Origin of the sequence: Zymomonas mobilis, from assembly GCF_006715975.1 — a bacterium.
Taxonomy (GTDB): domain Bacteria; phylum Pseudomonadota; class Alphaproteobacteria; order Sphingomonadales; family Sphingomonadaceae; genus Zymomonas; species Zymomonas mobilis_B.
The window spans coordinates 699,242-724,930 of the sequence record NZ_VFOF01000001.1; the positions used below are offsets into that span (position 1 = coordinate 699,242).

Annotated in this window: 28 protein-coding genes; 12 read left to right on the forward strand and 16 right to left on the reverse strand. The window is 47.1% G+C overall.

Features of this window, described 5'->3' with window-relative positions; genetic code table 11:
- Positions 1–7: 7 nt before the first annotated feature.
- Positions 8–319: a lipopolysaccharide assembly protein LapA domain-containing protein gene (locus FBY58_RS03055; protein ID WP_141919431.1), complete on the reverse strand. Its 312-nt coding sequence runs from the start codon at positions 317–319 to the stop codon at positions 8–10.
- 89 nt (positions 320–408) lie between these two features.
- On the opposite strand from FBY58_RS03055, the gene radA reads away from it, so the two are divergent.
- The 4 genes from radA to FBY58_RS03075 all read left to right on the forward strand — a co-directional run bounded on the left by radA (position 409) and on the right by FBY58_RS03075 (position 3,600).
- Positions 409–1,776 carry a DNA repair protein RadA gene (gene radA / locus FBY58_RS03060; protein ID WP_141919432.1) on the forward strand — a complete coding sequence of 456 codons (1,368 nt, stop codon included), beginning with the start codon at positions 409–411 and terminating at the stop codon, positions 1,774–1,776.
- The gene (locus FBY58_RS03065) at positions 1,776–2,501 is read left to right on the forward strand and encodes a CvpA family protein (protein ID WP_141919433.1); all 726 of its coding nucleotides are present in this window, start codon (positions 1,776–1,778) and stop codon (positions 2,499–2,501) included. Before radA ends, FBY58_RS03065 begins: the two co-directional genes overlap by 1 nt.
- Before the next feature lie 264 nt (positions 2,502–2,765).
- A complete protein-coding gene (locus tag FBY58_RS03070) occupies positions 2,766–3,215 on the forward strand; it encodes an iron-sulfur cluster assembly scaffold protein (protein ID WP_141919434.1) in 450 nt (149 codons plus the stop codon).
- Between the two features lie 31 nt (positions 3,216–3,246).
- Positions 3,247–3,600, forward strand: a complete 354-nt coding sequence (locus FBY58_RS03075; RefSeq protein ID WP_141919435.1) for a DUF423 domain-containing protein — start codon at positions 3,247–3,249, stop codon at positions 3,598–3,600.
- Between the two features lie 63 nt (positions 3,601–3,663).
- Here FBY58_RS03075 and aroB read toward each other — a convergent pair whose 3' ends face one another.
- Positions 3,664–4,803, reverse strand: a complete 1,140-nt coding sequence (gene aroB, locus FBY58_RS03080; RefSeq protein ID WP_141919436.1) for a 3-dehydroquinate synthase — start codon at positions 4,801–4,803, stop codon at positions 3,664–3,666.
- A complete protein-coding gene (locus tag FBY58_RS03085; RefSeq protein WP_141919437.1) occupies positions 4,800–5,330 on the reverse strand; it encodes a shikimate kinase in 531 nt (176 codons plus the stop codon). Before FBY58_RS03085 ends, aroB begins: the two co-directional genes overlap by 4 nt.
- A gap of 92 nt (positions 5,331–5,422) precedes the next feature.
- On the opposite strand from FBY58_RS03085, the gene FBY58_RS09320 reads away from it, so the two are divergent.
- From FBY58_RS09320 to FBY58_RS03105, 5 genes are all read left to right on the forward strand, one after another.
- A complete protein-coding gene (locus FBY58_RS09320) occupies positions 5,423–5,560 on the forward strand; it encodes a hypothetical protein (RefSeq protein ID WP_185738171.1) in 138 nt (45 codons plus the stop codon).
- Positions 5,541–7,304 (forward strand): hypothetical protein, encoded by a 1,764-nt coding sequence (locus tag FBY58_RS03090; RefSeq protein ID WP_260432072.1) that lies wholly within the window; start codon positions 5,541–5,543, stop codon positions 7,302–7,304. Before FBY58_RS09320 ends, FBY58_RS03090 begins: the two co-directional genes overlap by 20 nt.
- A 41-nt stretch (positions 7,305–7,345) precedes the next feature.
- Positions 7,346–8,269: a tyrosine recombinase gene (locus FBY58_RS03095; RefSeq protein ID WP_141919438.1), complete on the forward strand. Its 924-nt coding sequence runs from the start codon at positions 7,346–7,348 to the stop codon at positions 8,267–8,269.
- Between the two features lie 10 nt (positions 8,270–8,279).
- Entirely contained in the window at positions 8,280–9,221 is a 942-nt protein-coding gene (locus tag FBY58_RS03100) for an acetyl-CoA carboxylase carboxyltransferase subunit alpha (RefSeq protein WP_141919439.1), read from the forward strand.
- A gap of 161 nt (positions 9,222–9,382) precedes the next feature.
- Positions 9,383–11,806, forward strand: coding sequence for a response regulator (locus FBY58_RS03105; RefSeq protein WP_141919440.1), 2,424 nt, complete (start codon positions 9,383–9,385; stop codon positions 11,804–11,806).
- Positions 11,807–11,990: 184 nt separating this feature from the next.
- Here the strand turns inward: FBY58_RS03105 and FBY58_RS03110 are convergent, their stop codons facing one another.
- From FBY58_RS03110 to flgB, 13 genes are all read right to left on the reverse strand, one after another.
- Positions 11,991–12,971: a flagellar motor protein MotB gene (locus tag FBY58_RS03110; protein WP_141919441.1), complete on the reverse strand. Its 981-nt coding sequence runs from the start codon at positions 12,969–12,971 to the stop codon at positions 11,991–11,993.
- 51 nt (positions 12,972–13,022) lie between these two features.
- Positions 13,023–13,886 (reverse strand): flagellar motor stator protein MotA, encoded by an 864-nt coding sequence (motA, locus tag FBY58_RS03115; protein WP_141919442.1) that lies wholly within the window; start codon positions 13,884–13,886, stop codon positions 13,023–13,025.
- A 203-nt stretch (positions 13,887–14,089) separates the two neighbouring features.
- Positions 14,090–14,944: a flagellin gene (locus tag FBY58_RS03120; RefSeq protein ID WP_141919443.1), complete on the reverse strand. Its 855-nt coding sequence runs from the start codon at positions 14,942–14,944 to the stop codon at positions 14,090–14,092.
- A 14-nt stretch (positions 14,945–14,958) separates the two neighbouring features.
- Complete coding sequence (flgK, locus tag FBY58_RS03125; RefSeq protein ID WP_141919444.1) at positions 14,959–16,335, reverse strand: flagellar hook-associated protein FlgK; 1,377 nt, start codon at positions 16,333–16,335, stop codon at positions 14,959–14,961.
- 162 nt (positions 16,336–16,497) lie between these two features.
- Positions 16,498–16,890: a rod-binding protein gene (locus tag FBY58_RS03130; RefSeq protein ID WP_141919445.1), complete on the reverse strand. Its 393-nt coding sequence runs from the start codon at positions 16,888–16,890 to the stop codon at positions 16,498–16,500.
- Entirely contained in the window at positions 16,887–17,984 is a 1,098-nt protein-coding gene (locus FBY58_RS03135; protein WP_260432176.1) for a flagellar basal body P-ring protein FlgI, read from the reverse strand. Before FBY58_RS03135 ends, FBY58_RS03130 begins: the two co-directional genes overlap by 4 nt.
- Before the next feature lie 68 nt (positions 17,985–18,052).
- Positions 18,053–18,739, reverse strand: coding sequence for a flagellar basal body L-ring protein FlgH (locus FBY58_RS03140; RefSeq protein ID WP_141919447.1), 687 nt, complete (start codon positions 18,737–18,739; stop codon positions 18,053–18,055).
- A 1-nt stretch (position 18,740) separates the two neighbouring features.
- Positions 18,741–19,532: a flagellar basal-body rod protein FlgG gene (flgG, locus tag FBY58_RS03145; RefSeq protein WP_141919448.1), complete on the reverse strand. Its 792-nt coding sequence runs from the start codon at positions 19,530–19,532 to the stop codon at positions 18,741–18,743.
- A gap of 62 nt (positions 19,533–19,594) precedes the next feature.
- Positions 19,595–20,344 (reverse strand): flagellar basal-body rod protein FlgF, encoded by a 750-nt coding sequence (gene flgF / locus FBY58_RS03150; RefSeq protein ID WP_141919449.1) that lies wholly within the window; start codon positions 20,342–20,344, stop codon positions 19,595–19,597.
- Positions 20,345–20,382: 38 nt separating this feature from the next.
- On the reverse strand, positions 20,383–21,654 hold the full coding sequence (locus FBY58_RS03155) for a flagellar hook-basal body complex protein (RefSeq protein ID WP_141919450.1): 1,272 nt from the start codon (positions 21,652–21,654) through the stop codon (positions 20,383–20,385).
- Positions 21,655–21,696: 42 nt separating this feature from the next.
- Positions 21,697–22,389: a flagellar hook assembly protein FlgD gene (locus FBY58_RS03160; RefSeq protein WP_141919451.1), complete on the reverse strand. Its 693-nt coding sequence runs from the start codon at positions 22,387–22,389 to the stop codon at positions 21,697–21,699.
- A 62-nt stretch (positions 22,390–22,451) separates the two neighbouring features.
- On the reverse strand, positions 22,452–22,856 hold the full coding sequence (gene flgC / locus FBY58_RS03165) for a flagellar basal body rod protein FlgC (RefSeq protein ID WP_141919452.1): 405 nt from the start codon (positions 22,854–22,856) through the stop codon (positions 22,452–22,454).
- 8 nt (positions 22,857–22,864) lie between these two features.
- Complete coding sequence (gene flgB / locus FBY58_RS03170) at positions 22,865–23,218, reverse strand: flagellar basal body rod protein FlgB (RefSeq protein WP_141919453.1); 354 nt, start codon at positions 23,216–23,218, stop codon at positions 22,865–22,867.
- A 215-nt stretch (positions 23,219–23,433) separates the two neighbouring features.
- Between flgB and FBY58_RS03175 the strand changes: the two genes are divergently transcribed.
- From FBY58_RS03175 to flgA, 3 genes are all read left to right on the forward strand, one after another.
- A complete protein-coding gene (locus FBY58_RS03175) occupies positions 23,434–24,132 on the forward strand; it encodes a motility protein A (protein WP_141919454.1) in 699 nt (232 codons plus the stop codon).
- A gap of 5 nt (positions 24,133–24,137) precedes the next feature.
- Positions 24,138–24,770: an OmpA family protein gene (locus FBY58_RS03180; RefSeq protein WP_141919455.1), complete on the forward strand. Its 633-nt coding sequence runs from the start codon at positions 24,138–24,140 to the stop codon at positions 24,768–24,770.
- Between the two features lie 307 nt (positions 24,771–25,077).
- Positions 25,078–25,644, forward strand: coding sequence for a flagellar basal body P-ring formation chaperone FlgA (gene flgA / locus FBY58_RS03185; RefSeq protein ID WP_141919456.1), 567 nt, complete (start codon positions 25,078–25,080; stop codon positions 25,642–25,644).
- Positions 25,645–25,689: the final 45 nt, after the last annotated feature.

Here is a 25,689-nt window from a genome sequence, read left to right on the forward strand (position 1 = left end):
AACTCTATTAGCCGGGAAACCGAGGATCATTCTGGGTGAGTGATGGCGTCTCTAACGGCGGGTTTTCTGGCTGCATATCTGCAATCTGACGGTTAAGCTTGTCAATCCTTCTGCGCCAATTCCAGCGAGATGCACTGTGATAAAGCAATGCTGGAACCAGCCCAATTAAAAAGACCAGCAACAATAGCAAAACAATATTGATGTCAGCTTCCCATCCCGGCCACATTTGGAGCTTGACAGAAATGTTATAATTACTGGCACAAAAAGTAAGAAAAATGGCGAAGATGACCGCCGCGAACATTGTACGTAAAAATTGCATAGGGCTATTCTCTCTTATTGTTTTTCATCAAGCAAGGTCAAATTAGAGCCATTACTTGTCATGTTTGCATTATGTTCGTATGAAAAAATATGGCCAAACAACAAAAACGGTATATCTGCCAATCCTGTGGCTCAGTTGCCACCAAATGGCAGGGACAATGCGCCGATTGCGGTGCATGGAATAGTTTAGTTGAAGAAAAAATAGCGCCTAAAACCCCTTTTTCGAATCGCCATAATCTCCGAACTGGTGGAAATATTGTCAGACTGGGCAATTTGGCGACCGAACAGCCTTTGCCAGAACGGATTGTAACCGGCATTGCCGAATTTGATCGGGTACTGGGGGGGGGCTTTGTTTCAGGCTCCGCGACTTTAATCGGGGGCGATCCCGGTATTGGTAAATCGACTTTGCTGCTACAAGCAGGTGTTCGTCTGGCGTTATCCGGTAAGCAAGTCGTCTATATTTCCGGTGAAGAAGCAGTTGACCAGATACGGCTTCGCGCCAAGAGACTGGGTTTCGAACAAGCGCCGATGCAATTGGCGGCAGCCTCTTCGGTTCGCGATATTCTCGCCACTTTGGAACAGCTACCGGCCATAGATTTTCTGATTATAGATTCTATTCAGACGATGTATTCCGATATGATCGAAGGTGCGCCGGGAACGGTCAGTCAGGTGCGAGCCTCTTCCCAAGAATTGATTCGCTTTGCCAAAGAAGCGAATGTCGCCTTGATTTTGGTCGGTCATGTCACAAAAGACGGCGCGATCGCCGGCCCTCGGGTTTTAGAACATATGGTCGATACCGTTCTAAGTTTCGAGGGAGAACGTAGCCACCAATATCGAATATTACGCACGACCAAAAACCGTTTTGGCGGAACCGAAGAAATTGGCGTTTTTTCTATGGCCGATCAGGGGCTGTCCGAAGTGGCCAATCCCAGCAGTTTGTTTTTGACCACCCGAGATGAAAATATGAGCGGGGCGATTGTCTTTCCAGCGATGGAAGGCACCCGTCCTGTTTTAGTTGAAATGCAGGCTTTGACCGTTCGTTTATCTAGTGGGGCAACGCCTAGACGTGCGGTAGTCGGATGGGATTCTGGCCGTTTGGCTATGATCTTAGCGGTATTGGAAGCGCGCTGCGGCCTCAATTTTTCTTCGGCAGAAGTCTATTTGAATGTTGCCGGTGGCTATCGGGTGACTGATCCAGCGGCAGATTTGGCGGTGGCCGTTGCCCTTATTTCAGCCTTGGCCGAACGACCTATTCCTTCTGAAACGGTCGCCTTTGGTGAAATTGCTTTATCGGGTGAGATCCGTCCGGTTGCCCATAGTCGATTGCGATTGCGGGAATCTGCTAAGCTAGGATTCACCAAGGCTTTGATACCTAAGATCGTCGATAACAAAGAGAAGATCAATGTGTCTTCTTTTTCAACTCTTCGTCATTGTGTGGATTATTTACTGGGACGTTAATGACCAATTTTCATCCAGTCGATTTAGCGATCATCGCTCTGTTGATTATCAGCGGATTTATGGGGTTCTGGCGCGGTTTTATCGGCGCTGCACTTTCTCTATTTGCTTGGGTGGCAGCGATTATCGCTGTCAGAATAGGCCATGTGTCCGGCGCCAACATAATCCACAACTGGTTAGGTGTTGGCGTATTTGGTTCTAACTTGATCTCTTTTGTCTTGTTATTTGTAAGCGTTTATTTTGTCGGACAGTGGTTGTCCGACAGTATCGGTGCCAAGGTCAGACGGTCTTTTCTGGCCTTTCCCGATCGGGTTTTGGGTGCCGGATTTGGAGCGATTAAGGGCGCCATTATTGCAGAATGCCTGTTTTTGGTGATTATTCTGATCAATGCTACCTTTTCCAGTAACTACAAACACCGCGTGCCTTTATGGTTGGAATCGGCAGTTAGCTATCCATGGTTACAAAATGGCAGCACGGCTATTTTAGATTATACCGGTATTCCCGACCCTAATTGGATTGGGCAGCATATTCGCCAAAATAGCAAAACTGAAACGACAAGTTGGCCAATGGATAAGGTGGCGGCCTATAAAAAGCGTATGATGTCAAAACCAATTGAGGCGGCGTTTTTTCCTTCGGATGATGGAGATAGTGATAAGACATCCGAGACGGTGTCACCTGACCCCAAAAAGAAAATCCATAATAAGAAGCCGCCTCTAAAAAGCGAATAGGCTGATAGGATAAACAGATTGATCATGTGTGATGTTCAAAACTGCTAGAATAAAGGCTTTGGTTGAAAAATACGCGCTATGGTTTTGTATTAAAAATCGAATTTTAAAGCGACAACGCTGGTTTTACTGGGAAGTCCTAAATTGTTGCCGTTATCAGCGATAATTTGATTTTGATGCTTTCCTGTCTTTTATACCGGAGCAAATGTCGAAAAATATGATAAGCTAAAAGCTATCTTTTCAGACTTCATTCTTGGTAGATTTCTTATGGCCGAAACGCTTTATACGCGAGATATCATTAAATTAGCGACTTCAATCCCTTTTGAAGAGCGGTTGGAAATAGCGGATGGTCAGGCCGAAAAGCGCGCGCCTATCTGTGGCAGTCATATGGCCTGTGATGTCTGCATTGATGACAAACAGCATATTACCAAAATCGGTATTGAAATTTCAGCCTGTGCTTTAGGGCAAGCCTCTGCGGCGTTGATGGGGCAAAATATTATAGGTCGTTCCTTGCCAGAATTGAAAGAAACGCTGCGGGAGTTGAAAGCATATCTGGCCGGAGAGACAGAAGAAATTACAAGCTGGCCTAGCCTGATGGCATTATCGGCGGCGCGTCCCCATTCGGGACGGCATGGGGCTATCTGTTTGCCCTTTGAAACCGTTATTGCGGCTCTTGACGCAGCGATCGTTGCAAAGACAGAGGCTTTACCCGCCTGATTTTTGTTTTTTGTCAGGGAAAAAGCGTTTTATGAAACGTGACTATATAACGGCCTTCGCGGCATTATCCGGTGCTGTTGCTGTCGCCTTTGGAGCGGCAGGCGCGCATGCGTTTCATGATCAGGCAGCTTTATGGGCAAAAACGGGTGCCGATTTTCAGTTAATCCATGCCGTTGCAGTGATCGTTATCAGAATGAAAGTCGGGAATAGACTACCCGCTTTTCTTCTTTTAATGGGAGCGTTTCTTTTTTCATCATCGCTTTATGGGTTGGCCTTGGGCGCGCCAAAAATTATTGCCCATATTGCGCCAATTGGCGGGTCTTTGATGATTGGCGGATGGTTGGTTGCAGCTGTGTTTATTTGGCGAGGAAGAATGAAGATTTGATATAAAAAAGACCGCCCATGATAATGATCAGGACGGTCTTTTTTCTGAATACATTGATAAAGTTTAAAGCGCGCCTTTGCGAGCCAATGGGCTATCCAGGAAAGCCGCAACATCTTCTAGGCTGACTTCTTTATCCAAGAAAGTTTTCCCGATGCCCCGTGCTAACAAGAAGGGCAGGCGTCCGCCTTCCATTTTTTTGTCATGCATCATATGGGCAACCAGCTCTTTACCAGAGGCTTTAACACCCGCTTCTTCAAGGCTGGCAGGAAGCCCCGCTTTTCTTAAATGCTGGATAATCCGTTCTGCATCCTCTTTCGGTGCCAAATCTTTGACATAAGAAAATGCAAAAGCCAAAGCACAACCGGCGGCAACCGCTTCACCATGGAATAATTTATCGGAAAAACCGGTATCTGCTTCCAATGCGTGGCCGAAGGTATGCCCAAGGTTTAAAAGGGCGCGTTTGCCGCTGAGTTCTTTTTCATCATCGGCGACAATAAGTGCCTTGGCGCGGATGCTATGCTCGATAGCATAAAGGCGGCTGGCTTTGTCGCCTTCGATTAAAGCTACGCCATGCTGTTCACACCATGTGAAGAAATCGGGATCGTCAATGAGACCATATTTGATGATTTCGCCATAACCAGCCCGAAGTTGACGGGCGGGCAGGGTGCTAAGTGCATCTGGATCAATCAAAACAAAAACGGGCTGATGAAAAGCGCCGATAAGATTTTTTCCAGCTTCACAGTTGATCGCAGTTTTGCCGCCAACAGAGGAATCAACCTGTGCCAAAAGGCTGGTTGGTATCTGGATAAAACGACAGCCTCTTTTTAAAATAGAAGCGGCAAAGCCAACGAGGTCACCGATAACACCGCCGCCCAAGGCAATAATCGCATCGCGACGTTCGACGCCACGCCAGATAAGTTGCTCACAAAGTTCAGCAAGATGATGCCAGCTTTTGGTGGATTCACCGGCTGGCAGAATAATGGAATCTACCGTGATACCGGCCTGATGAAAGGATTTCTCAAATTCAGGCAATTGGCAACGGGCAACGTTTTCATCTGTAATAACAATAAAACGTTGATTGCGGGCATAAGGGGTCAGAATAGAGACCGCCTGCTGATAAAGACCTGCCCCGATGTCGATTTTATAGCTGTGATTGCCAAGATCAATCGGCACGGTAACGGTTTTTGAAATTTCGCTGCTCATCGCGGTAACGCCATTATAATTGCATCCACTATTTCTTCGTGGGGCTGTGCCCCAGTCCAGACATGTAAAGGTGCCATTGCATAAAAAGAGTCACGGACATCCGCCAGTTCTTGCAAACGGGTTCTGACATCATGGCCGATTAATAACGGTCGATCAGCCTGTTTGGTGACCCTTTCGGCCAGAGTATCAATATCGGCTTTGACCCAGATAGCCAATGTTTTTTCAAGAACTAGCTTCCGCGTTTCTTTGTCCATAAAAGCACCGCCACCGACCGCCAGAACCTTAGGCTCGCCAGCGATAAGACGTGAAATGACGCGACGTTCACCGTTGCGAAAGTAGGTTTCACCGAAATGGGCAAATATCTCTGTTATGGATTGTCCGGCCGCTTCTTCGATTTCCAGATCAGAATCTGAAAAAGGCATGTTAAGCTGGCTGGCCAGACGACGACCAATAGTAGACTTGCCAACGCCCATCATACCGATCAAGGTAATTGTGCGCGGATATGGAGAAGAAGGGCTTTGCAGCATGGCCAAGACGCTATACACGAAAGAAATGAGATTACACAATTATCTAGGTTAACGAATAAATGAACAAAATCGGCTGACTTTTGAGGATGGATATGTCAATTTTACGCGCTTTCCTGCTGGGAATTATATTGATTTTGATCGTTGGCTTTTTCAGCCTCGGCTTCATGCATTTTGAAGCCCCGATTCGCTCTATTGAAAAAGACGTCGGTAATGACGTACTTGCTCGCTAAAACATTTTTGGGGAAATTGGCTAAAGATAGACGGAAGCCCTTGATCAGTCGTTATTGGCGGCAATGGGTGATCTTTCTATCTTTTGGCATGTCCACTGGAATAATAAGCAGTGGCGTTTGTTTCGGTCAGAGTCAAACGCCATCTACCCATTCCTATTCAGTTCATGCTTTAAAACATCCTATTAGGATAGAAAAAAAACAAAAAACTGAAAAAAAAGACGGAAATTATCTTTTAGGGCAGAATAACGGACTTATTAGCCGAGCCAAAGCCGGTGACTTAAAAGAGGCTTGGGGCAATAATCCATCGGGACGCTATCTTGCTAACCTGATGCAGCATGTGGATACGCCATTGGCTTCGCGTTGGGCTGAAATTACGCTCAGACGCGCTTTATTATTAAAGGCCTCTGCACCCAGAGACATTTCTCCAGAAAACTGGATTGCTGCGCGGGCTGACCTGTTATTGCAATTGGGGGAGGCGGATGCGGCAAGAGCGCTTGTTCAGCAATCAGGGCTGCCTCCAGAGAATGCTTTACTAGGAACAACCGCGAGGGCAGTTTTAGCCACAGCTGATCCGGCAGGCCTTTGTCCTTTATTGCCTTATCTCGCCAATACCGAGTTAAAAGACGCTAATGAAACCTTGGTGCGAGCTTTATGTGCCGGTCTTGGCGGGAATGATGCTGTTTCGAACTGGCTGTTTAGTCGTGCCAATTACAAAGGTGACCAAACAGACAGGAAGCTGGCGCAAAAAGTGGCGCTTGTAGGTAGTCACGACAATCACACGATCCATGTTAATCGTAGTGAAGTCGGACATCTAAGCTTCTGGCGCTTTGGTATGGCGACGGCGGCAGGTTTGTTGTTGCCTGATTATCTTTATGGCGGCACCAATCCTGCTTATTGGGCGTTTCTGGCTCGATCGACGATGATTCCGGCAAGATCGAGAGTAACGGCGGTCAGAAAAGCCGCCGTTATGGGTGTTTTTTCTAATGCGGCTCTGGTCGATTTTTATTCTGGCCTATCTGCCAATGATAGCGAGCATGATAATAACGATACGGTTATTACCAATGACATTCCGGATTTAAAGCAGGCCTATATTAACAGGGACGAAAATGCCCGCATTAAGGCGGTTGAAACTTTGATCCAAAATGGTGATGAAGTTGATGATCATTATGCCGGCATGATCTTAACCGCCAGAGCGGCCAGCTATATCACGCCGGATCAACGTTATCGTGATAATGCGCCTGATTTATTGGGAGCAATGTTATCTGCCGGTTTCGATCTGGCGGCTGCTCGGTGGGCAACTGTCGTCAAGTCGATGGATGAAGATAAGAGCGATACGGCATGGGTCTTGTTGGCTCTAGGCACAGCTGAAAATGTCACGGATTTAAGTCGTAACCGTATCCGACATTTTGTAGAAAAAGCCAGTCAAAGCGATCCTTGGCGCGCCCGCATGGCAATAGCCGCTTTGGCTGGGTTAGAGCGGGTTGATCAAGAAGAAAGCCGATGGTTGCAAAATCATTATGACGCTTCATTCTATGATGAAAATGCTTGGGTAAAAGCCTTGGATAAAGCCGCCTGGGCTAAGGCTCCGGCGACAGTTGCTTTACTTGTCGCTATCGGTATGCAAAACCGTTCTTGGCGGTCGGTCGCGCCTTCGACTTTTTATCATATGTTAAAAGCGATGAAAAAAGTCGGCCTTGAAAGTGAAGCACGGATGATGGCGGCAGAAGTGATGAGCCGCACATAAAAGATGGTATTGTACATCTGTTTTAATCTGAGAATGGGCTGATGTCAGAAAAATCTGAAAATGAAGCACGGATCGAAGATGAAAGCCTTATTCTCCGTTTTCTTGAAATGATGGCGGCAGAATCTGGCTCTTCTCCCAATACGCTTATGGCCTATAGTAGTGATTTGAGGCTGGCTTCACAGCAGCTTGATAACGGGCTGGTGAAAGCGGATACAGATGATCTTGCGGGTCTTGGGGCTTTGTGGTCAGATTATGCCCGCAATACAGTGGCTAGAAAATCGGCGGCCTTAAAACATTTTTATCGGTTTTTATTAGAAGAATCGATGAGGACAGATGACCCATCAGCGTCTTTGCCCCATGCTGGCATTTCGCGGAATTTGCCTAAAATTCTGTCGACGGCAGAAGTTGAACAGTTATTTTTAACGTTACAGCAACGCTACCAACGGGCACCAACCGCGCCGACTTTAAGGCTGATTGCCTTGGTGGAATTGCTTTACGGTTCAGGGTTGCGGGCAAGCGAACTTGTTTCTTTGCCGAAACAGTCTTTTACACGTAAACAGCCTTTTCTTATTCTGAAAGGAAAGGGCGGGCGCGAGCGTCTGGTACCGATATCCGATCGCGCAGCCGAAGCTGTTGCCGAATGGTTAGTGCATGTACCAGAAAAAAGTCTATGGCTTTTTCCATCAGGGAAAGGGCATATTAGCCGGATCAGGCTTTACCAGCTTATCAAAGAACTGGCTGTCGAAGCGAATTTACCACGCGAAAGAGTGAGTCCTCATGTCTTACGACATGCTTTCGCAACACATTTACTCGAAGGGGGAGCAGATTTGCGCGTCTTGCAGCTATTATTAGGTCATGCGGATATTTCGACTACCCAGATTTATACCCATGTTGACAGCCGAAAACTGGTAGAATTAGTCAATTCACGTCATCCACTCGTTGACGTTCCTGTAAACGCGGCTTAACCGAACAATAATGGTTTCTTATCTCGACTTTGAAAAGCCCGTAGCTGAGTTGCAGACTCGCATTGCTGAACTTCGCAAAGCTACTTCGGATGAAATGGATCTTGATCGCGAGATATCTGATCTCGAGGTCAAGGTGCAAAAGCTGCTGCGTGATACTTACGCACATCTGACGCCTTGGCAAAAAACGCAGGTCGCCCGTCATCCGGAACGGCCTCATTTTCATGACTATATATCGGGGCTTTGTGAGGATTTTATCCCCTTGGCTGGCGATCGTCTTTTTGGCGAAGATGAAGCGATTATCGGCGGCCTTGCTCGTATAGATAATCAACGTGTGATGATTATCGGGCAAGAGAAAGGCAATGATACCGCCAGCCGGATCAAACATAATTTTGGTATGGCACGGCCTGAAGGGTATCGTAAGGCTATCCGTTTGATGAAGATGGCTGATCGTTTTGGTCTGCCTGTCGTCAGTCTGGTTGATACTTCGGGTGCTTTCCCCGGTATTGATGCTGAAGAACGTGGTCAGGCAGAAGCTATTGCCCGTTCAACAGAAACCTGCCTTTCCTTAGGTGTTCCCCTTATCTCGGTCATCGTGGGCGAGGGTGGCTCTGGTGGTGCTATCGCCATTGCCGCTGCAAACCGCCTTTTAATGTTTGAGCATGCCATCTATTCTGTCATTTCCCCTGAAGGATGCGCTTCTATTTTGTGGCGCGATGCAGGTAAAGCCAGTGATGCTGCAACAGCGATGAAACTGACGGCAACCGATCTTTATGGTTTGGGTATCGTTGATCGTATTGTTCTTGAACCGGTCGGTGGCGCACATCGTGACCCTAAATCGGCTATTGCTGCTCTTAAAACAGCCTTGCTTCAGGAATTGGCCTTTTTGACGCCAATGGATCAGGATGTCTTGCGGTCGATGCGTCGGAAAAAATTCTTGGATATCGGAGGATAATTTTTATCCTTCTGTTTTTCTTTTATAAAAGGATGTTCATCTTTTTGTCTGTGGCATAAAATTGGCAAAAGGAAAGAAGCCTTTTATAAAAGAAAATCCGTCTTTCTTTTCATAAAAGTAATCAGCTTGACCTTCTTCATCCATTCGGCGATGAAATATTTATGAAAGCTGCCATATTTTCTTATTTGACCGGAATAAAGGACATTCTGGTATCAAGGTGGCTCGTTGCGACCTTTTTAATCCTTTCTCTTCTGGCTTTTTTCCTGTTCGGATGGGTTCTAGGAGACTACCGCCTCTTACTTTTATCGCTGGCAGCCTACTTTGTTATAACTTTCTTTGTCGTTTTTTCTCGAAGACAAGGGTTAGGACAATCCCATATCCAGCCGACAGAATTTTTGCCTGACTTGGCATTGCTCCATTCTATTATTGATAATGATATAGCGGCTGTCGCCGTAAGCGACCGTTCTGGACAAATGCTGGCTTCGAATAGCCTATATAACCAGTGGTTTCCGTCTTTGGTTTTGCCTGACAAATTTGATCTCCCGCCAGAGGCGCAAAAAGATTTCGACAAAGCTTTACGCCTTGTCTGGCGTAATGGGGGTGCCAGCCTGAGATGGCAGGAGGATCACCACAGAATTTATAGCCTCTCGATACGGCGGGCAGGCGTTCATCATAATTACCTGATCTGGCGTATTCTATCGGAACACCCGGTTCCAGAAGGCAAGCATGTTGCTGCTTTGGTTGAAGGCGGGCTCGGTCGTCTGTTTGCGGAAGCCGGTATTATGGCCGTATTACTGGACGAAGAAGGTCGAATTGTTATTGCCAGTCCGGTTTTTACTTTTCGTAGCACTGGCCAAATTGATGCGACGATAGAGGGGCATGATTTCCTATCTTTTTTTCAGGCAAACCGTCACGGTCAATTTTTCTTTAAAAATACGGGTGAAAAAGAACTTCCTATCCGTTTCATCAAAATAGATCTGTCGTCTAAAACAAATATCAAAGCACCGTTTTATAAAGCTTTCAATTTAGTGCTGTTGCTTGATGAAGCGCAGGATGGTGACCAAAAAGGTCAGGATAGCCTTCACATTATTGGGCATTTATTGCCTGTTTTGCCCTATAATCTGGCTGTCGTCGGTTTGGATGGTCAGGTTCTATTGATGAATCCGTCGATGTCTAGCATTACAGGCATGTCTCTTCGAAAATTTGTTATGTATCCGAGCGACTGGGTTGTTCAAGAAGACAAAGCTGCCGTGGCTGATGCGGTGCGACGCTATTCGTCTGGACGATCCCTCTCCGGTGAAATTTCTGTCCGGTTAATTGCCAAGCCAGAAGAAACCGTCACTTTAACCTTAACTGGCATTCGTCATTTGGGTGAAGTTGCAGTGTTGATTACCTTGCAGGAATCAACCACTGAAAATGAAATAAAACAACAAATGGCACAAACCACCCGAATGCAGGCGATTGGGCAGCTGGCGGGCGGTGTTGCTCATGATTTTAATAATATTCTGACTGCCATTATTGGTTATTGTGATGTCATGCGGATGCGTCATGTCCCCGGAGACAGTGATTATGACGATATCCAGCAAATTCGGCATAACAGCAATCGAGCTGCCGCATTGACGCGCCAGTTATTGGCTTTTTCTCGCCAACAAACCATGCGCCCTCAGATATTGCAGTTACCTGATGTTATTTCAGAAATTTCTAATCTTTTGAAACGGTTGTTGGGTGAAAAAATCTTACTGACCGTGAAGCATGGCCGCAACCTTGGACTGGTAAGAGCCGATCCTGGTCAGCTAGAGCAGGTTATTGTTAATCTGGCTGTGAATGCCCGCGATGCAATGCTGGAGAGACGCGAAGAACGGCATCTTACCATTCAGACATATCGCGTAACGGAAGAAGATTCTCATCAGAATAGACATTCGATCCCTGCCGCAGATTATACGGCTTTAGCGATATCAGATACTGGCAGCGGTATTCCGCCTGAAATTTTGAATAAAATATTCGAGCCTTTTTTTACCACAAAAGAGGTTGGTAAGGGCACTGGGTTAGGGCTAGCAACCGTTTACGGTATTGTTCGCCAATCAGGCGGCTTCATCTTTGCAGATTCTGAAGCCGGAGTAGGCACATGCTTTACTATTTATTTGCCGATTTATGAAGGTGAGCTACCGCAAAAAGAAGAGCCAAAACAAGATGTTAATACGTCTTCTTTGGTATGGGGTAGCGGCAAAATATTATTGGTCGAAGATGAAGAGACTGTCCGTAATGTGGCTAGCTTTGGTTTAGTCAGACAGGGTTACGAAGTTTTGACCGCAGAGAATGGAGAAGAGGCGCTTTCCATTCTCAAGAAAAATTCGGAAATTGATCTTTTAATATCTGACGTAGTGATGCCGGGAATGGATGGCCCCAGCCTGGGAAGCGAAGCCCGCAAGCTAAAGCCTAATTTGCCGGTTCTATTTATTTCCGGTTATGCAGAAGAACAGTTGAGACGTTCGATCAGCTTGGAACATGTAGCCTTTTTGCCAAAGCCATTTTCAATTCAGGATTTGGCCGTTGCCGTTAGTAAAGTTTTAAAGACATCGACATAGCTCTATAAACAGTTGCTATGTCGACAGAAGCAAGAGAAGTTAATGCCTTATCTGATTAACCAATGTCAGAAATTATTCAACTTTGCTTAGACTTTTTCTGATGCCGGTAACCCATTTATAAAGACCAATGCAGGCCGCTTGCGATAACCCGACTGGGAGGTTTAATCCCAATCGGGGGCATACTCTATTTAGTTGGTTTTTTGACGATTGGCGTATTGATCTTTGCAACAGCCTTATGTTCTTCCGGCGTCGGATCGGAATGGCCGGAGCTAGGCGAAATAGGATGGCTGCGGGCATCATCGCTATTCAGCCAGCTAAGCGTAATAGACATACGGCGATTGCGAGGATCCATTCGATTTTCTGGCACATAAGGCTCGCGATCGGCAACCCCTTCAATCCGGTCAAAACGGTTTATATCCACGCCACCCGCGATGAGACCACGACGGGTTGCATCCGCGCGAGATGCCGATAACGTCCAGTTATTCACGCTTTGACCAGAAGTGTAGGGTAGGGCATCGGTATGTCCGCGAACAATAATCATGTTCGGCACGTCTTTAATTACTCTTGCGACTTCGGCGATAAGCTTTTGTGCCGCTGGCACCATATTTTCAGTGCCGAGGGTGAACATAGCAAAATCAGATTGATCGACCAGATCGATCCGCAAACCTTCGCGGGTTTCAACCAAGCGAACGCTTTGCTGTAAGCGCGCAAGGCTGGGATCTTTTTTCATATGTTCCTCAAGCATTTCGCGAAGTTTTTCGAAACGCTGACGATCATTCTGTTTGATGATCTCTTTTGCTTGCGCAACCGTATCTGGGCTTTTGGCAATCAGTTTTTGACCATCAGGTGATAATTTTGAATGTGTTGGCATTTCCTGAGGAACCGCAAGCGAATCCCCCTTCAAAAAGCCGACCCCACCATTCGATGCAGAGGCCGATTCTGACATCAGAGAAGGCTTAAAGTAATCGGCAATGCCCTTGCGTTCTTTTTCATTAGTCGCACCAAGGAGCCACAACAAAAGAAAGAACGCCATCATAGCCGTCACGAAATCGGCATAGGCGACTTTCCACGCACCGCCATGATGACCACCATGACCTTCGTCAATAATCTTTTTGACGATGATTGGCCGTATCTCTGGCTCGTTTTTGTTGCTTCTTCTTGCCACCGTCTTTTGCCTTCAGATTTAACGCTGCATTACCAATTCGGAATTCATGGCTTAACGCCCACGCATACCATCGAATATTTCAGCAAATTCAGGTTTGTTTTCTTCTGGTATATCGGAGCGTGCTGCTTCGATAACCAAAGGAAGAGGATGTCCCTGCATCGATGCGATAATCATCTGTTTGATGACCTGATAGATATGGGAATCTGACTCGATAACGGCACGGCAACGGTTGGCCATGGGGGCTACGATACCATAAGCTAACAACACACCGAGGAAGGTACCGACCAAGGCAGAACCGATCATCGCACCCAGAATGGGAGGCGGCTGATCAATAGAGCCCATGGTTTTAACCACACCGAGAACAGCGGCAACGATACCAAAAGCAGGTAAGGCTTCTGATAGATTTTGCAGAATATCAGCCGGAAGCGACGTTTCGCTGTGATGTGTCTTGATCGTATTATCAATAACATCTTCGACAGCATTAGGGTCTAGCGTGCCAGAAGAAACCACCACAAGCCGCAAAGTATCTGTGATGAGGCTGACCAAAGTTTTATCGGTTAAGAGCTTAGGATATTCTGCAAAGAAAGCACTGGATTCAGGATTTTCTACATGGCTTTCCAATGCAACTGGCCCTTCTGTCCGAAGGGTGCGCATCAGTTTTCCAACAAGAAATATCGTGTTTTTATAATCGTCTTTGTTGAATCTGGGGCCTTTGAAGACGGATTTGAATCCGCCCAGCAAAAGCTTCAATTCAAGCATAGAGTTACCGGCAACGACACTACCAACGGAGGCACCGCCGATAACGATTAATTCATGAGGGATAGCTTCTAATACGGGCGCCAGATGACCACCTGTAATAGCAAAGCCACCGAATACCATGACCAGCAAGATGGTAAAGCCGATTGCCGCAAACATTAAAAACCTTTCCCTCGGGTTATTTTATTCCCGATTTATAATTATCAAATATTTAAGATATCTTTTTACAAAGACACAGCGGCAGGTAAATATAATTGGTTCAGAATATTTTAAGGATACAGATATTAAAATATTCTTTACTCAAAATTATATTTTTTAACCGAGACTTTTGCCAGCTATTTGAAGCTATCTAAATCGGTATATTATCCAAGCAAATCAAAAAGGGTGGACTTATTCTGAGCTAATGCCGACCATTGTGCATTTTGCTGAGTTACGCTAGCCGTATATAGTGAATAAACCTCAGCATAATCTATGGCCTGAAAAGACGTCTTTGTCGTTTTCATCGTAAGAGCCTGATCAGAAAGACGGTCATTTTGATCACTGATCTGGGTAGCAAGGACGCTCTGCTGCCCTTGTGCATCAGTCATATGTTTGATTGCGTCATTGATCTGGTTCAGAGCATCACTCATACCCGTCGAATCATTATTCGTGATGGCGGTTTGGGTGTTCTTTAACAGAGTCGATAGGTCAACCGTCGAACCAGCAGTGCTTCCCGTACTAGCCGTAAAGCTGAAAACCTGTGTCTGGGTAAGGGTTGCTGCAACCGAACGGTCATCGCCAATAGGATACGTGATTAACTGGCTGCTATCAGAAGGAAAAAGCGCATTTCCATCCGTATCAGTGCTCGTCTTGTAGCTGTTAATCTGATCGGCCGAGCTGCTAATCTGTTGCGCAAGAATGGCCTGCGTAGAAGTCGAGTTGGTGCCATTCATCGCCTGCTGCAATCGATTTTGAATCGAGCTGAGCTGCGTTGAAATATCAGACAAAGCTGCATTAGATTGGTCAGAAACTGCCGTCGCTGTTTTGACGTTAGTCTGATAAGCGCTATTGCCGCTTAAGCTACGTCTCAGGTTATCAAGCTGTTTAGCCGTAACAGGATCATCGGACGGCTGCTGTATTTTTGTTTCGCTATTAATCTCGCTCTCATATTTTGCAATCAAGCTACTCGTAGCTTTCATGCTATTGATAGCAGAGTCCAAGCCAACCTTTGTAGTCATTCGTCCAACCCTTCCTAGAACAGTTCAAGAATAGATTGCATAGTCGTCTGAGCAGCCTGCAATATTTTTGCAGAAGCATTATATGCTTGCTGATAACGAAGGAGTTCAGCCGCTTCCGTGCTAACATCGACCCCTGACAAGCTGTCACGCGTCTTTGTCGCCGTCGTATACAGATTTTCTGTATTGGTAGCGTTCGTGGCTGCTGAAGAGGTTACCTGCGCATTAGTGCTAACCAAGGTCGCATAATTGGCTTCGATGCCATTGCTACCTCTTAACGCACTAGAAACACTCTGAAGATTTCCATTTGGGCTAGAGCTATTGGCACTAGCAATCTGGCTACCGTCAGAAGTGGTCGTTGCAAGGGTTGTTGCATCGTTATCAGTAATAGTCAGCAAACTACCACCGGCTGCACCAGCAGGCGTTTTACCCTGACTATTCCAGTCATTCACCTGCGTCGCGAAGCTGCTAGCCGCTGTATTCAGGCTGCTGCGTTCATCGGCGACAGTCGAAGCGACAGTTATCAATCCGCTCAGTGAACCACCGGCCGAGCTGTTCATATTCTTGTTGTTATTGCTATCGAGCGCATCTTTCACGCCAATAGTCAATTTACCGCTAGAATCCATCGAGGCTGTAAAGGAACCTGCCATCTGTCCAGCTGCGGTGCTAGACAATAGGGTCTGACCATTAGCCGTACCACTTAGGGTAATTTTTACGGTACCATTCGAGGCGATATCGGCATTAATTCCAATCTTGGATGACAGATCATCCAGCAGTTGATCGCGCTGGTCAGCAAGACCTGCCGCAGAGTCAGTGCCGCTTGGCGTCCGGATGATAGCCGCATTAACTTTAGCCAAAGTGGTAAGATCAGAGTTGATAACCGATACACCGCCATCGGCTTCATCTTTGATACCGTCAGAAACATTTTTAAGGCCAGAAGCCGAAGAACTAATAGCCTTTGCAGCATCATTCAGCGCGCTTATGGATGCGGTTTGTTGCGTTACGCCGGTTGGGTTCGCTGCCAGTGCTGTCAAGCTGGTAAAGAATGACGTTAACTGGCCATCTGTTCCAGTATCACCACTGTTAAGGGCTGTTTCCGTTGACGACATCCAACGCGAAACCGCGCTGGCTTCACCTGCATCACTAGCCGTGTTCCGAACATGCGTTGCTGCAAATCCGTCCCATGCCCGCGTTACAGACTGGGTCGTAACCCCGTTGCCGGTAACCTGCGCAAGGCCAAGAATGCCGCTGCCACCATTAGGGGCTTCTGTTAATTTAACATCGCGTCTTGCATAGCCTGCGGTTTGGGCATTGGAAACGTTTTCGCCGATAACGTCTATTGCCTTACCGTAGTTAAGGACGCCAGAAGCTCCAATTTGAAGAATATCGCTCATTATCGTTTCACTATCCTGTCACCACACAGCGCGAGGTATTGGATACCGGCTGCATTAGTTCTTTTGTTATTTTACGGCTCGGCAGGCAATTTTTTTAGGAAAATATGTCTGTCATTACGAAAATAGCGAACCACAACAGTTTCAATTTAGCCTTATTCAGACTTAACTATTTGTTGTAGCCGTTCCATCCGTAGCAACCTGACCACCCATTTGCTGCATTAACATGGCTGAAATGCCATGTGGCCCCGAATGACCAGACAGATTTTCAGCCAATTTAGCATCCTGCATATCCCGAAACTGATCTCCGGCATCATTGCCGAAAAGATCGTCATCAGACAGGGAGGCTTTCCGCATTTCGGAAAGCATTTGGCGGTTAAAGATAGCTTCAAATTTTTGCGCAACAGCTGCAACTTCGGTTTTACCCTTAGCCACCGCTGCACTGCCGTAAGCCTTTGTAGCTGCGACAGATGCGTTAGAAGAAGCAATGCCATTCTGACTAGCAGCCATGCTGGCTGCCAATTCTTGGCTATTCGTGACTTTTGAAATACTGCTCATAAGATTATCAAATCCGCGTTCATTGCCCCGGCCTGTTTTAAGCCTTCCAAAATGGCGGCCAAATCGCCCGGGGTCGCACCAATCGCATTTACCGCTTTCACGATATCCGTCAGATTAGCGCCGTTTTGAAGATGGAACATTGGAGATCGGGTTTGTTCAGCCGTGATCGTGCTGTTAGGCGTGACGGCTGTTTGCCCTTGTCCAAAAGCATTCGGTTGAGACACACCATAGTTTTCATCCACTCGGACAGTTAAGCGTCCATGGGTGATAGCTGCTGGCGATATACGAACCGCACCATTGATAACGATCGTACCTGTTCTGGCATTGATGGTTACACGAGCCCGAGCATCCGTACGATCAACAGGTAAATTTTCAATTTCACCCATTAAAACTGTCCGAACTTCAGCCCCTTCCGGTGCCGTAATCGCTACCGAGACACCGTCCAATACATGCGCCCGACCAGGCCCCAATGCGTTGTTGATAGCCGTTGCTACCCGTTGCACATTGGTAAGATCGGCTTCGCTTAAATTGAACTGTAAGTAAGGCGCGGATGCAAAACCCGGATCAACCGAACGTTCGACCGTTGCCCCGGAAGGGATACGACCCGCTGTCGGAATGTTGACGGTTAAGTTAGAACCATCACGACCACTGATACCAAGACCACCGACCTCGAGGTTACCCTGTGCCATGGCATAAATCTGACCATCGGCACCATAAAGCGGAGTAATCATCAAAGCACCACCACGAATGGAACGCGCACGTCCCAAAGCCGAAACGGTGATATCAATGGTCTGACCCGGTTTAGCAAAAGGCGGCAAATCGGCGGTTATGATCACGGCTGCGGCATCCTGCAAAGTCGGGCTGACATTGCTGGGCATGCTTAAACCGAAACGCGCCGATAAAGCCGTCATAGCGGCGATGGTATACTGCAAACTGGAGTCACCGGTACCGGCTAAGCCGGTAACGATGCCATATCCGGTCAATTGGTTGCTTCGCATGCCTTGGAAGTAACCCAGATCTTTAATGCGATCTGCTTTCGCTACCGTCATGAAAGGCATGACTAAGGCTATAAAAGACAAAAACAGCCCCAACATAGTGCGGTGGAACAGTTTGCCTATCAGGCTTCTTTCAGATGAAAAAATATCCATAGACTTCCTGCCCATTAGAAAGGACTGACCATTTGGAAGAAGTGACCCAGCCAACCCATGCGGCTGGCACGGGCGACATCACCTGTTCCGGTATAGCTGATGCGGGCATCGCCAATACGAGTGGACAAGACATGGTTTGTGCCATCAATATCCCACGGACGGACAAGACCCGAAATACGGATATGTTCGTCACCACGGTTGATGGTCATAATTTTTTCACCACGGATAAGCATTGTCCCATCAGGAAAGACCCGCGCAACAGTCGCCGTAATTTCACCGGATAAGCTGTTCGACTGTCCTGTCGTGCCGGTTCCTTTGAAATTATGTGAACTGCTGGCTGTCGCATCCGTTGCTTTAAAGAAGGAAAGGGGGCCAGTCGTTGGCGGAATAATCGACGCACCACCAGAACGCGAAGTCGTGGTGTTTGCCGATTTGCTGGCTGCAAAAGATTCCGTCAGTGTAATCGTCACCATGTCACCGACATGCGAAGCCCGCGCACCAGAGATGATCGGCATATAGCCATAAGAAGGCTGAAAAATAGCGCCATTTGGCACAACTTCTGGCCTTGGATCATCTGGATAGGTCGGTGCAAAATTCGGGTCGGGCTGGGTAACCTTCTTACGCGCATGCACAGGCGTTACAGCCAAGGCCGTAATCGCCAGCAACAATGCCGGAAAAGAAGGTTTCTTGAAATGCATCATCTTAAGAAATCTGCTGGTTAATATATTGCAGCATTTCGTCAGAAGCTTTGATCATTTTCGAGTTCACTTCATAAGCGCGCTGCGTTTCGATCATATCGACCAATTCTTGAACGATATTGACGTTCGACTGTTCAAGTTCACCCTGCAAAATATAGCCCATACCATCTTGCTGCGGCAAACCGATCTGTGGCTGTCCTGACGATTGGGTTTCGATGTAAAGATTCTGCCCCGTGGCTTGCAAACCCGCCGGATTGATGAAGCGAACCGTCTGAATTTGTCCGACCTGATTGGATTGGGTTTGTCCCTGTAACTGAACAGAAACCGTTCCATCTTCACCGATCGTTACCTGTTCAGCATTCTGCGGAATGTTGATATTCGGGATTAACGGTTTTCCGTCATCGGTAACAATCTGGCCATCCTGCGATAACTGGAAGTTACCGGCGCGGGTGTAACCGATGGTACCATCTGGCAACTGAATTTGGAAAAAACCGACACCGGAAACCGCGAGATCAAGCGCGTTACCCGTGTTGACCAAAGAGCCTTCAGTTTCCTGCCGTTCAGTTGCAATGGTTTGCACACCAGAACCCAGCGTTAAACCCGTTGCATAGTAATAACTGTTGGTGGACTGTGCACCTGGCTGCCGCTCTGCTTGATAGGCCAAGGTTTCAAAGGCTGCCCGATCACGTTTAAAGGCGGTCGTATTAACGTTGGCAAGGTTATTTGCGATAATCCGCATCCGGGTGTTTTGAGCATCCAGTCCGGTTCTTGCAACTTGCAGCGGCGTCGTTGGCATTCTTCGTATTCCTTACAGTTTCAATCTTGTCATACAGCGGGGGTAGATAAACCGCGTTTCAGCTATTCAGAGATGTCCATCAGGCTAGTGCTGCTTTCATCAAGCTGTTTTGCCGTTGCGACCATTCGAACAGATTGTTCATAAGATCGGCTGGCTTGGATCATATCGACCAAGGCTTGCGTTGGTTCGACATTGGAATTTTCCAAACTATCCGCCTGAACAGAGGCCGCCGGATCACGGTTTAACGTGCCGCCATCGACAACACGAAATAAGCCATCCAGTCCTTTCGCAATGCGATTGCGCGGCTGGGTAGAGGGTGAAACCAGTTTAATTTGGTCAATGGCTTCGGGCTGAACCGGATTTTGCCCCGGTAAAATGACATAGACGGTACCGTCTTTATCAATTGTAATCTTGTCAGCAGCGCCGATCGTAATCGGCCCTCTTTCGCCGACCAAGGGATGGCCTTCACCATTGACCAGAACACCCGAATTGGTGACCTGTAAGTCACCCCGACGCGTATAGGCTTCTGAACCGTCTTCTGCTTGCACAGCGATCATGGCATCGCCCCCCATCGCGAGATCGAGATCTCGTCCGGTTTGCTGTACTTCGGCTTTTTGTAAATCAGCCGAATAGATACCTTGCGATGCCATAGCCCGACTACTGTTTCCACCACGCAGCCAGAAAGCTGCCTGTGTCGACAGTTCCTTTTTAAAACCGGGGGTTTCGGCATTGGACAAGTTTGATGCGGTTGCAATCTGCTGCCGCATCGTTGCCCGCATACCTGACAGTGAAGTGTAAAGAAGACGGTCCATTTTATTCCCTATGTTTGCCGGTGATTATTCAGCCAGAATTATGACTGGATATTCATCACATAGCTGACCATCTGGTTATCGGTGCTGATGGCTTTGGAGTTTGCCTGAAAGTTACGCTGTTCAGAAATCAGGTTAACCAATTCCTGCGTCAGATCGATATTCGACAATTCCAAAGCACCGGACTGAACAGAACCCAGACCGGAGGTGTCAGCTTCACGATAGTTCAGGCTGCCGGAAGTACCGGTGACTGTCCAGTTAGCGTTACCCGTGGAATGAAGGCCGTTACGGTTGTTCACGTCACCCAAAGCAACGGCGCCCAGAATATACTGGTTACCATTGGCGAAGGTGGCGGTTACTTTCCCGTCGGTGCCAACAGAAATGTTGCTGAGAGCGGAAGACGTATCGCCGCTTTCATCGGTAGCTGTCGTCGTCGGGTATGTTGCACTGGTAATACTACCTTCATAGTTATTACCATTTGCAGTCAGCTTGGCATCAGCTGCAAGTGCGATATCTGTCAATAAACCAGTTGAAGGATCAACTTTTGCGGTTCCACCCGTAGAGGTATACGTGGTCGTGTTTGGTGTTGCCGCGCCTACGGTTCCATCACTACTGGTAGTAGTAGCCGTTCCGCCAGTGATCGTCATGACACCACCGGAAAGGTTTGTTGTGCTGGAGTCCGCAAAAGTCGCGCCGCCCAGAGTTATTTTTGCACCAGTAATTTTCGTCGTAGAACCATCGGTATTAGTAAGAGAAATATCTCCAGATGCCGATAGGCTGGTGCCAACCTGAACAAGACTACCCGTGCCACTGTTACTGATAGTAAGCTGATCTTCGTAAGAAGGCAGAGTCAGATTTTTTACAACTCGGCCACCCGTGGCAGAAGTCGTTGAGGTGCTACCCGTATAAATGCTGCCAGAGTTATCGGTTGCATAGATCTGAAGATAGTGACCATCGGAAGTAACAACATTGTTGTTCTTGTCGGTCAAAAAGCTACCATCACGGGTTAAAGAAATCGTGCCGGAAGCACCCGGTGATTTAACCAAGAAGAAGCCATCACCATTGACCATCATGTCAAGGGCGCGGTTGGTGGTCTTCATACTACCAGAGGTAAAATCCTGAATAGTGGCACGGAGACGAGTACCCTGACCGATATTTTGACCGGAGGCGAGGGGAGAATCTGCAACCAATTCACCAAAGTCGGTCGTGGTTTTCTTAAAACCATAAGAACCGGAGTTGGCGATGTTGTTTGACGTAACCGAGAGGTCAGTCTGGGCAGCATTAAGACCCGTTAAGGACGTATAAAAAGCCATTTAATAGCTCTCCTGAATGAAGGGCAAAGGGTTAAAAAGAGTTTAGCTGATGCTGGAAATATCGCTAGGATCGAAAGTGCCGAGCGACGTCACGATTTGCGTGGTGCCACTGGCCGGTGAATTAACAGCATCAATCATCGTCCATGTAGACGTGGATGTGCTGACGCTGCCGCCGGAACTATTGGTTGCATTGACTTTGACGGACAAAGGACCAGAAACGGCATTGCCGCTGCTGTCATTGCCGGAGAATGAGAAGCTCATTGCACCCGCACTTTGTGAGCCGTAATCTTGTGAATAGACCACTTTACCCGTGCTATCAGAAAGGCTGACTTTGACATCGGCAGCCGAGCTGTCCAAGGTCACCTGACCTGCAAAAGTACCATCAATCGAAGTCGACGTGCTTGAGCTGACCAAACCGGCTTTACCGATCCAGTTAGAAACATTGCCGAGGCGTGAAGAGGATACATCGCTCTGAATGGAGCTAAGCGTCGTATTCATCTGATTGATACCGGCGACGCTGGAGAATTGTGCCATCTGGGCAGCCATCTGCGTATTATCAACCGGACTATCGGGGTCTTGGTATTTTAACTGGGTCGTCAACAGCGTCAAAAAGTCAGTTGAACTGAGCGCGGCCGTCGGATCGCTCGAAGAACTGGTTGAATTGGCAGAAGTACTGGAGCCGCTGGATATCTGGTTGATATAGCTTTGGCCGGATACCGAAGATGTGGATGACATGAATATTCTCCTAGAAAGCGCAGGAACGCAAAATGTTAAATCCTATTTACTCTAATTTTTGATTAACGTTCCATTTTCAACGTATCGAGAGTTAACGCTTTTGCGGTCTGCATAACCTGCACGTTATTTTGATAATCGCGCGAAGTTTCGATCATTTCGACCATTTCCTGTGCCGTATCCACGCCAGCCGACCACACATCGCCGTTTTCATCGGCCAAAGGATGCGTCGGGTCATGAATTTGGGTCGGTTGACTATCGGTTGCCACCACTTTGTCGACCTTCACGGTCGCAATACCCGGGGACTGAGTAACAGTTGAAAAAATAGGTTTTAAGGGATGAAAAGCGGCTTCCTTGCTGCTGGCCACGGAATTGGCGTTGGCAAGGTTTGATGCGTTGGTGTTCAGACGAACCAACTGGGCGGACATAGCCCGTCCAGAAATATCAAAAATAGAAAGAGGCCGATCCATAAAACGCCTTATTCTCCTTTTAATGACGACATAACGTCAGACATGCGATCTTGAATAAAGGTCAGCGTCGAACGGTATTTCAGACCGTTTTCAGCAAACTGCGCTTGTTCGGTTGGCAACTCGACCGTGTTTCCATCAATGGATTTATCAATCGGCACGCGATATCCCATGGCATCGGTGACGGCTTCTTCCGTTTCGTTGCCGGAAGTGGCCTCGCCCAAGGCTTTGTTGAAATCAATATCCCGTGCTTTGTAATTAGGTGTTGCCGCATTGGCGATGTTTGAAGCCAGCATCGCCATGCGTTGATTTCTCAGCACAAGAGCGTCACCCTGAATACCGAACAGAGTTGAACTGATCGCCATGTCGCCCCCCTTAAAATAAAAGTTCCAAAAGAATATGTTGGATTTCTATTCAAAAGCTGTGCCAAATGAGCAAATGTCATGAAAAGGCGATTTTATCAGGTCTTTTTTATCGGAAAAAAGGCGATGCTTTGCCGAATGCGGCAAAAGTTTGCCGCTTGTTGCCGCTTTAGACTGCCGAATGCAGCGTTGTTTTCCCTAAAAAAAAGAGGGACTTTATGTATCTTCTGACGTCAGTTAGTCATTTTTTTGACGCCACGGCCTTCCTGCTAGTGATTATCGGCAGTTTTGCTATCGCCATATTCAGATCGACAGGGGCGGATATTCTGCGAGCGTTTAAAGCCTTTCGTCCTTTGATTATGGCGAAGCCTGAAAAAGAGGCTGAAACCGCTGATCGCGCGTTAAAAACGATCTTACAGCAAACCAAAGCTAAAGGTATTGCGACAGCTGACCGGATAGATATCACTTTCGCGCCGCTGTTCTTGCAAAAAGCCGTCATCAGAATGACCGATTGCAAAGATCCTAATGATTTTCGTCAATGGATAACCGCGCAATTGGAACAACGGCAGAATAGGCATCAAGGCGCGATCAATTTCTGGTATATTATTGCCGACGTCGCACCATCTGTTGCGATGATTGGAACGGTCATTGGGTTGGTCAATATGTTTTCCCATCTAAGCGACATCAATACCTTGGGACCGTCTATGGCGATGGCTATTTTGACTACGCTTTATGGATTATGCCTTTCCACATTGATTGCGGTGCCTATTGCGGGACGGTTGGAATATCTTTCTGAAATGGAAGGACAGTGGTGGAAAAGAGTGGCCGATAATCTGATCTCGTCCGCTTGGGCTGAATTGAAGATGCCTATTCTTCGGATGCCGCCTGCCAAAAACAACAGCGCTGTAGAGGACTGATTGCGGTGAAACTGAAAAGAAACGCACGCTGGACAATCAGCTATATTGATTTGTTGATGACCATCCTTGGGTTTTTCGTGCTGCTCTATGCGAGAGAGCATGACCCAAAAGAGGTTGCGGCCAGCTTGCGTTCCGCATTTAATCATGATGCCATAAAAACTGATAATGGTGGGGCAGGTGGCAAAACCGACAAGTCAGGAAAGCCTGTTCTGTCGGATAATCAGAGCCAGAATGATGCGACAAAAGCCAATGATGCCAAAGCCGACAAAGCTAAAGAAAACGAAGATTGCCTGACCAAGACAGGGGCAGCCTGTCCATCGCAAGAATTTTTGGCCGATGATCTGTTTCAGCCGCAAGAAGCGATCTTAACCGACAAAGGTAAAAATATGCTGACCCGCTTTGTGAAGAAGCCAATGCGGTCAACGGCTTATTTTTTGATCGAAAGTCATGGCATCGGTAATGGCAACGCCCGTTTTGATAGATGGGAATTGGCGGCAGCGCGCACAGCGGCGGTCGCAAGAGTGATAAAATCATCAGGAATCGATGATACTCATTTAAAAATTATGATGGCACCGGATAACCCGTTATCGGATAATGGCCAGCATTTATTGGTTACTATCAGCAAAAATCCATCTTAATTAGGGAGCGCCTCGCGTTTTACGTCTGTGGCCAAATATTGGCTATTGGTTTTATATCCTGAATATAAAACGGCATGGGATTATGTTATGGATGCCGCCGCATGCCAGTGATAGCAGTTTGTATGGTGGCCTTCGGGGCGAAGGGTAAAAATATACGCTGCCCAATTTAAAATAATGGCGAAGATAAAAAGATAGACCGAGGCTAGTTTCTTTTTAGGAAAAATCTTCTGCCTTTAGGTCGTTAAAAAAGAAATTAAAAAGATAACAGCCCCAAAAGGCCGCATTAACAGAGGGATAAAAGGCAATAATGAAAAAGAAATACTCATGTTTAGGATTTTTTTTAGGTAGTTTTGCTTTTTTATTGCCAACTACATCCGTTTTGGCTGCTGATTTCCAAGATTTAGCGGCTTTAGATAAGCAAATCGCGGCCAGTGTTGGTGCACCTATCGGTTCAGAAGGCGGTGCCGTTACCCCCGTTGACCGTCGTTTGCATTTGGCACAATGCCCTGAATTAGTCGTGATTGATAAGCCCGTTACCGGTTCTGTCTCTGTGCATTGTCCCTCCCTTGGTTGGCGTATTCGCGTACCATTGGTAAGAACCACTGCCCGTGTGCTGCATAACCGCGAAAACCCGCAAAATAGCCAGAATTCTGGTAATGCCAAAGAAAATAGCAAGGGTGATATTCTAGTTAAAAGAGGCGATCCGGTAGAATTGGTTGCCGGTAATAACAGCTTTACGGTATCAGTTCAGGGTGTGGCACAACAGGACGGTGCCTTGGGCGATCACATTCGGGTTAAATCCGATCCGAGCAAACCGCCTATTATCGCGGTTGTTGTCGAATCTGGCAAAGTAAGAATTCCCGGATTTGAATGATTAAAATGATTTAAATAATCGGAAATTTTGCCGTTATAGAGGCAT

Bases quoted from the DNA above. Each gene is read 5' to 3' on its own strand.
- flgA (WP_141919456.1), top strand. From the start codon at position 25,078: ATGAAAAAGAAATACTCATGTTTAGGATTTTTTTTAGGTAGTTTTGCT.
- FBY58_RS03075 (WP_141919435.1), top strand. From the start codon at position 3,247: ATGAAACGTGACTATATAACGGCCTTCGCGGCATTATCCGGTGCTGTT.
- FBY58_RS03100 (WP_141919439.1), top strand. From the start codon at position 8,280: ATGGTTTCTTATCTCGACTTTGAAAAGCCCGTAGCTGAGTTGCAGACT.
- flgB (WP_141919453.1), bottom strand. From the start codon at position 23,218: ATGGCGATCAGTTCAACTCTGTTCGGTATTCAGGGTGACGCTCTTGTG.
- radA (WP_141919432.1), top strand. From the start codon at position 409: ATGGCCAAACAACAAAAACGGTATATCTGCCAATCCTGTGGCTCAGTT.
- FBY58_RS03055 (WP_141919431.1), bottom strand. From the start codon at position 319: ATGCAATTTTTACGTACAATGTTCGCGGCGGTCATCTTCGCCATTTTT.
- FBY58_RS03130 (WP_141919445.1), bottom strand. From the start codon at position 16,890: ATGAGCAGTATTTCAAAAGTCACGAATAGCCAAGAATTGGCAGCCAGC.
- flgG (WP_141919448.1), bottom strand. From the start codon at position 19,532: ATGCCAACGACGCCGCTGCAAGTTGCAAGAACCGGACTGGATGCTCAA.
- FBY58_RS03140 (WP_141919447.1), bottom strand. From the start codon at position 18,739: ATGATGCATTTCAAGAAACCTTCTTTTCCGGCATTGTTGCTGGCGATT.
- FBY58_RS03105 (WP_141919440.1), top strand. From the start codon at position 9,383: ATGAAAGCTGCCATATTTTCTTATTTGACCGGAATAAAGGACATTCTG.
- FBY58_RS03090 (WP_260432072.1), top strand. From the start codon at position 5,541: ATGACGTACTTGCTCGCTAAAACATTTTTGGGGAAATTGGCTAAAGAT.
- aroB (WP_141919436.1), bottom strand. From the start codon at position 4,803: ATGAGCAGCGAAATTTCAAAAACCGTTACCGTGCCGATTGATCTTGGC.
- FBY58_RS03135 (WP_260432176.1), bottom strand. From the start codon at position 17,984: ATGTTGGGGCTGTTTTTGTCTTTTATAGCCTTAGTCATGCCTTTCATG.
- FBY58_RS03160 (WP_141919451.1), bottom strand. From the start codon at position 22,389: ATGTCATCCACATCTTCGGTATCCGGCCAAAGCTATATCAACCAGATA.
- FBY58_RS03065 (WP_141919433.1), top strand. From the start codon at position 1,776: ATGACCAATTTTCATCCAGTCGATTTAGCGATCATCGCTCTGTTGATT.
- FBY58_RS03070 (WP_141919434.1), top strand. From the start codon at position 2,766: ATGGCCGAAACGCTTTATACGCGAGATATCATTAAATTAGCGACTTCA.
- flgK (WP_141919444.1), bottom strand. From the start codon at position 16,335: ATGAGCGATATTCTTCAAATTGGAGCTTCTGGCGTCCTTAACTACGGT.
- FBY58_RS03085 (WP_141919437.1), bottom strand. From the start codon at position 5,330: ATGCTGCAAAGCCCTTCTTCTCCATATCCGCGCACAATTACCTTGATC.
- FBY58_RS09320 (WP_185738171.1), top strand. From the start codon at position 5,423: ATGTCAATTTTACGCGCTTTCCTGCTGGGAATTATATTGATTTTGATC.
- FBY58_RS03175 (WP_141919454.1), top strand. From the start codon at position 23,434: ATGTATCTTCTGACGTCAGTTAGTCATTTTTTTGACGCCACGGCCTTC.
- FBY58_RS03155 (WP_141919450.1), bottom strand. From the start codon at position 21,654: ATGGCTTTTTATACGTCCTTAACGGGTCTTAATGCTGCCCAGACTGAC.
- FBY58_RS03120 (WP_141919443.1), bottom strand. From the start codon at position 14,944: ATGACTACAAAGGTTGGCTTGGACTCTGCTATCAATAGCATGAAAGCT.
- FBY58_RS03095 (WP_141919438.1), top strand. From the start codon at position 7,346: ATGTCAGAAAAATCTGAAAATGAAGCACGGATCGAAGATGAAAGCCTT.
- flgF (WP_141919449.1), bottom strand. From the start codon at position 20,344: ATGGACCGTCTTCTTTACACTTCACTGTCAGGTATGCGGGCAACGATG.
- motA (WP_141919442.1), bottom strand. From the start codon at position 13,886: ATGTTTGCGGCAATCGGCTTTACCATCTTGCTGGTCATGGTATTCGGT.
- flgC (WP_141919452.1), bottom strand. From the start codon at position 22,856: ATGGATCGGCCTCTTTCTATTTTTGATATTTCTGGACGGGCTATGTCC.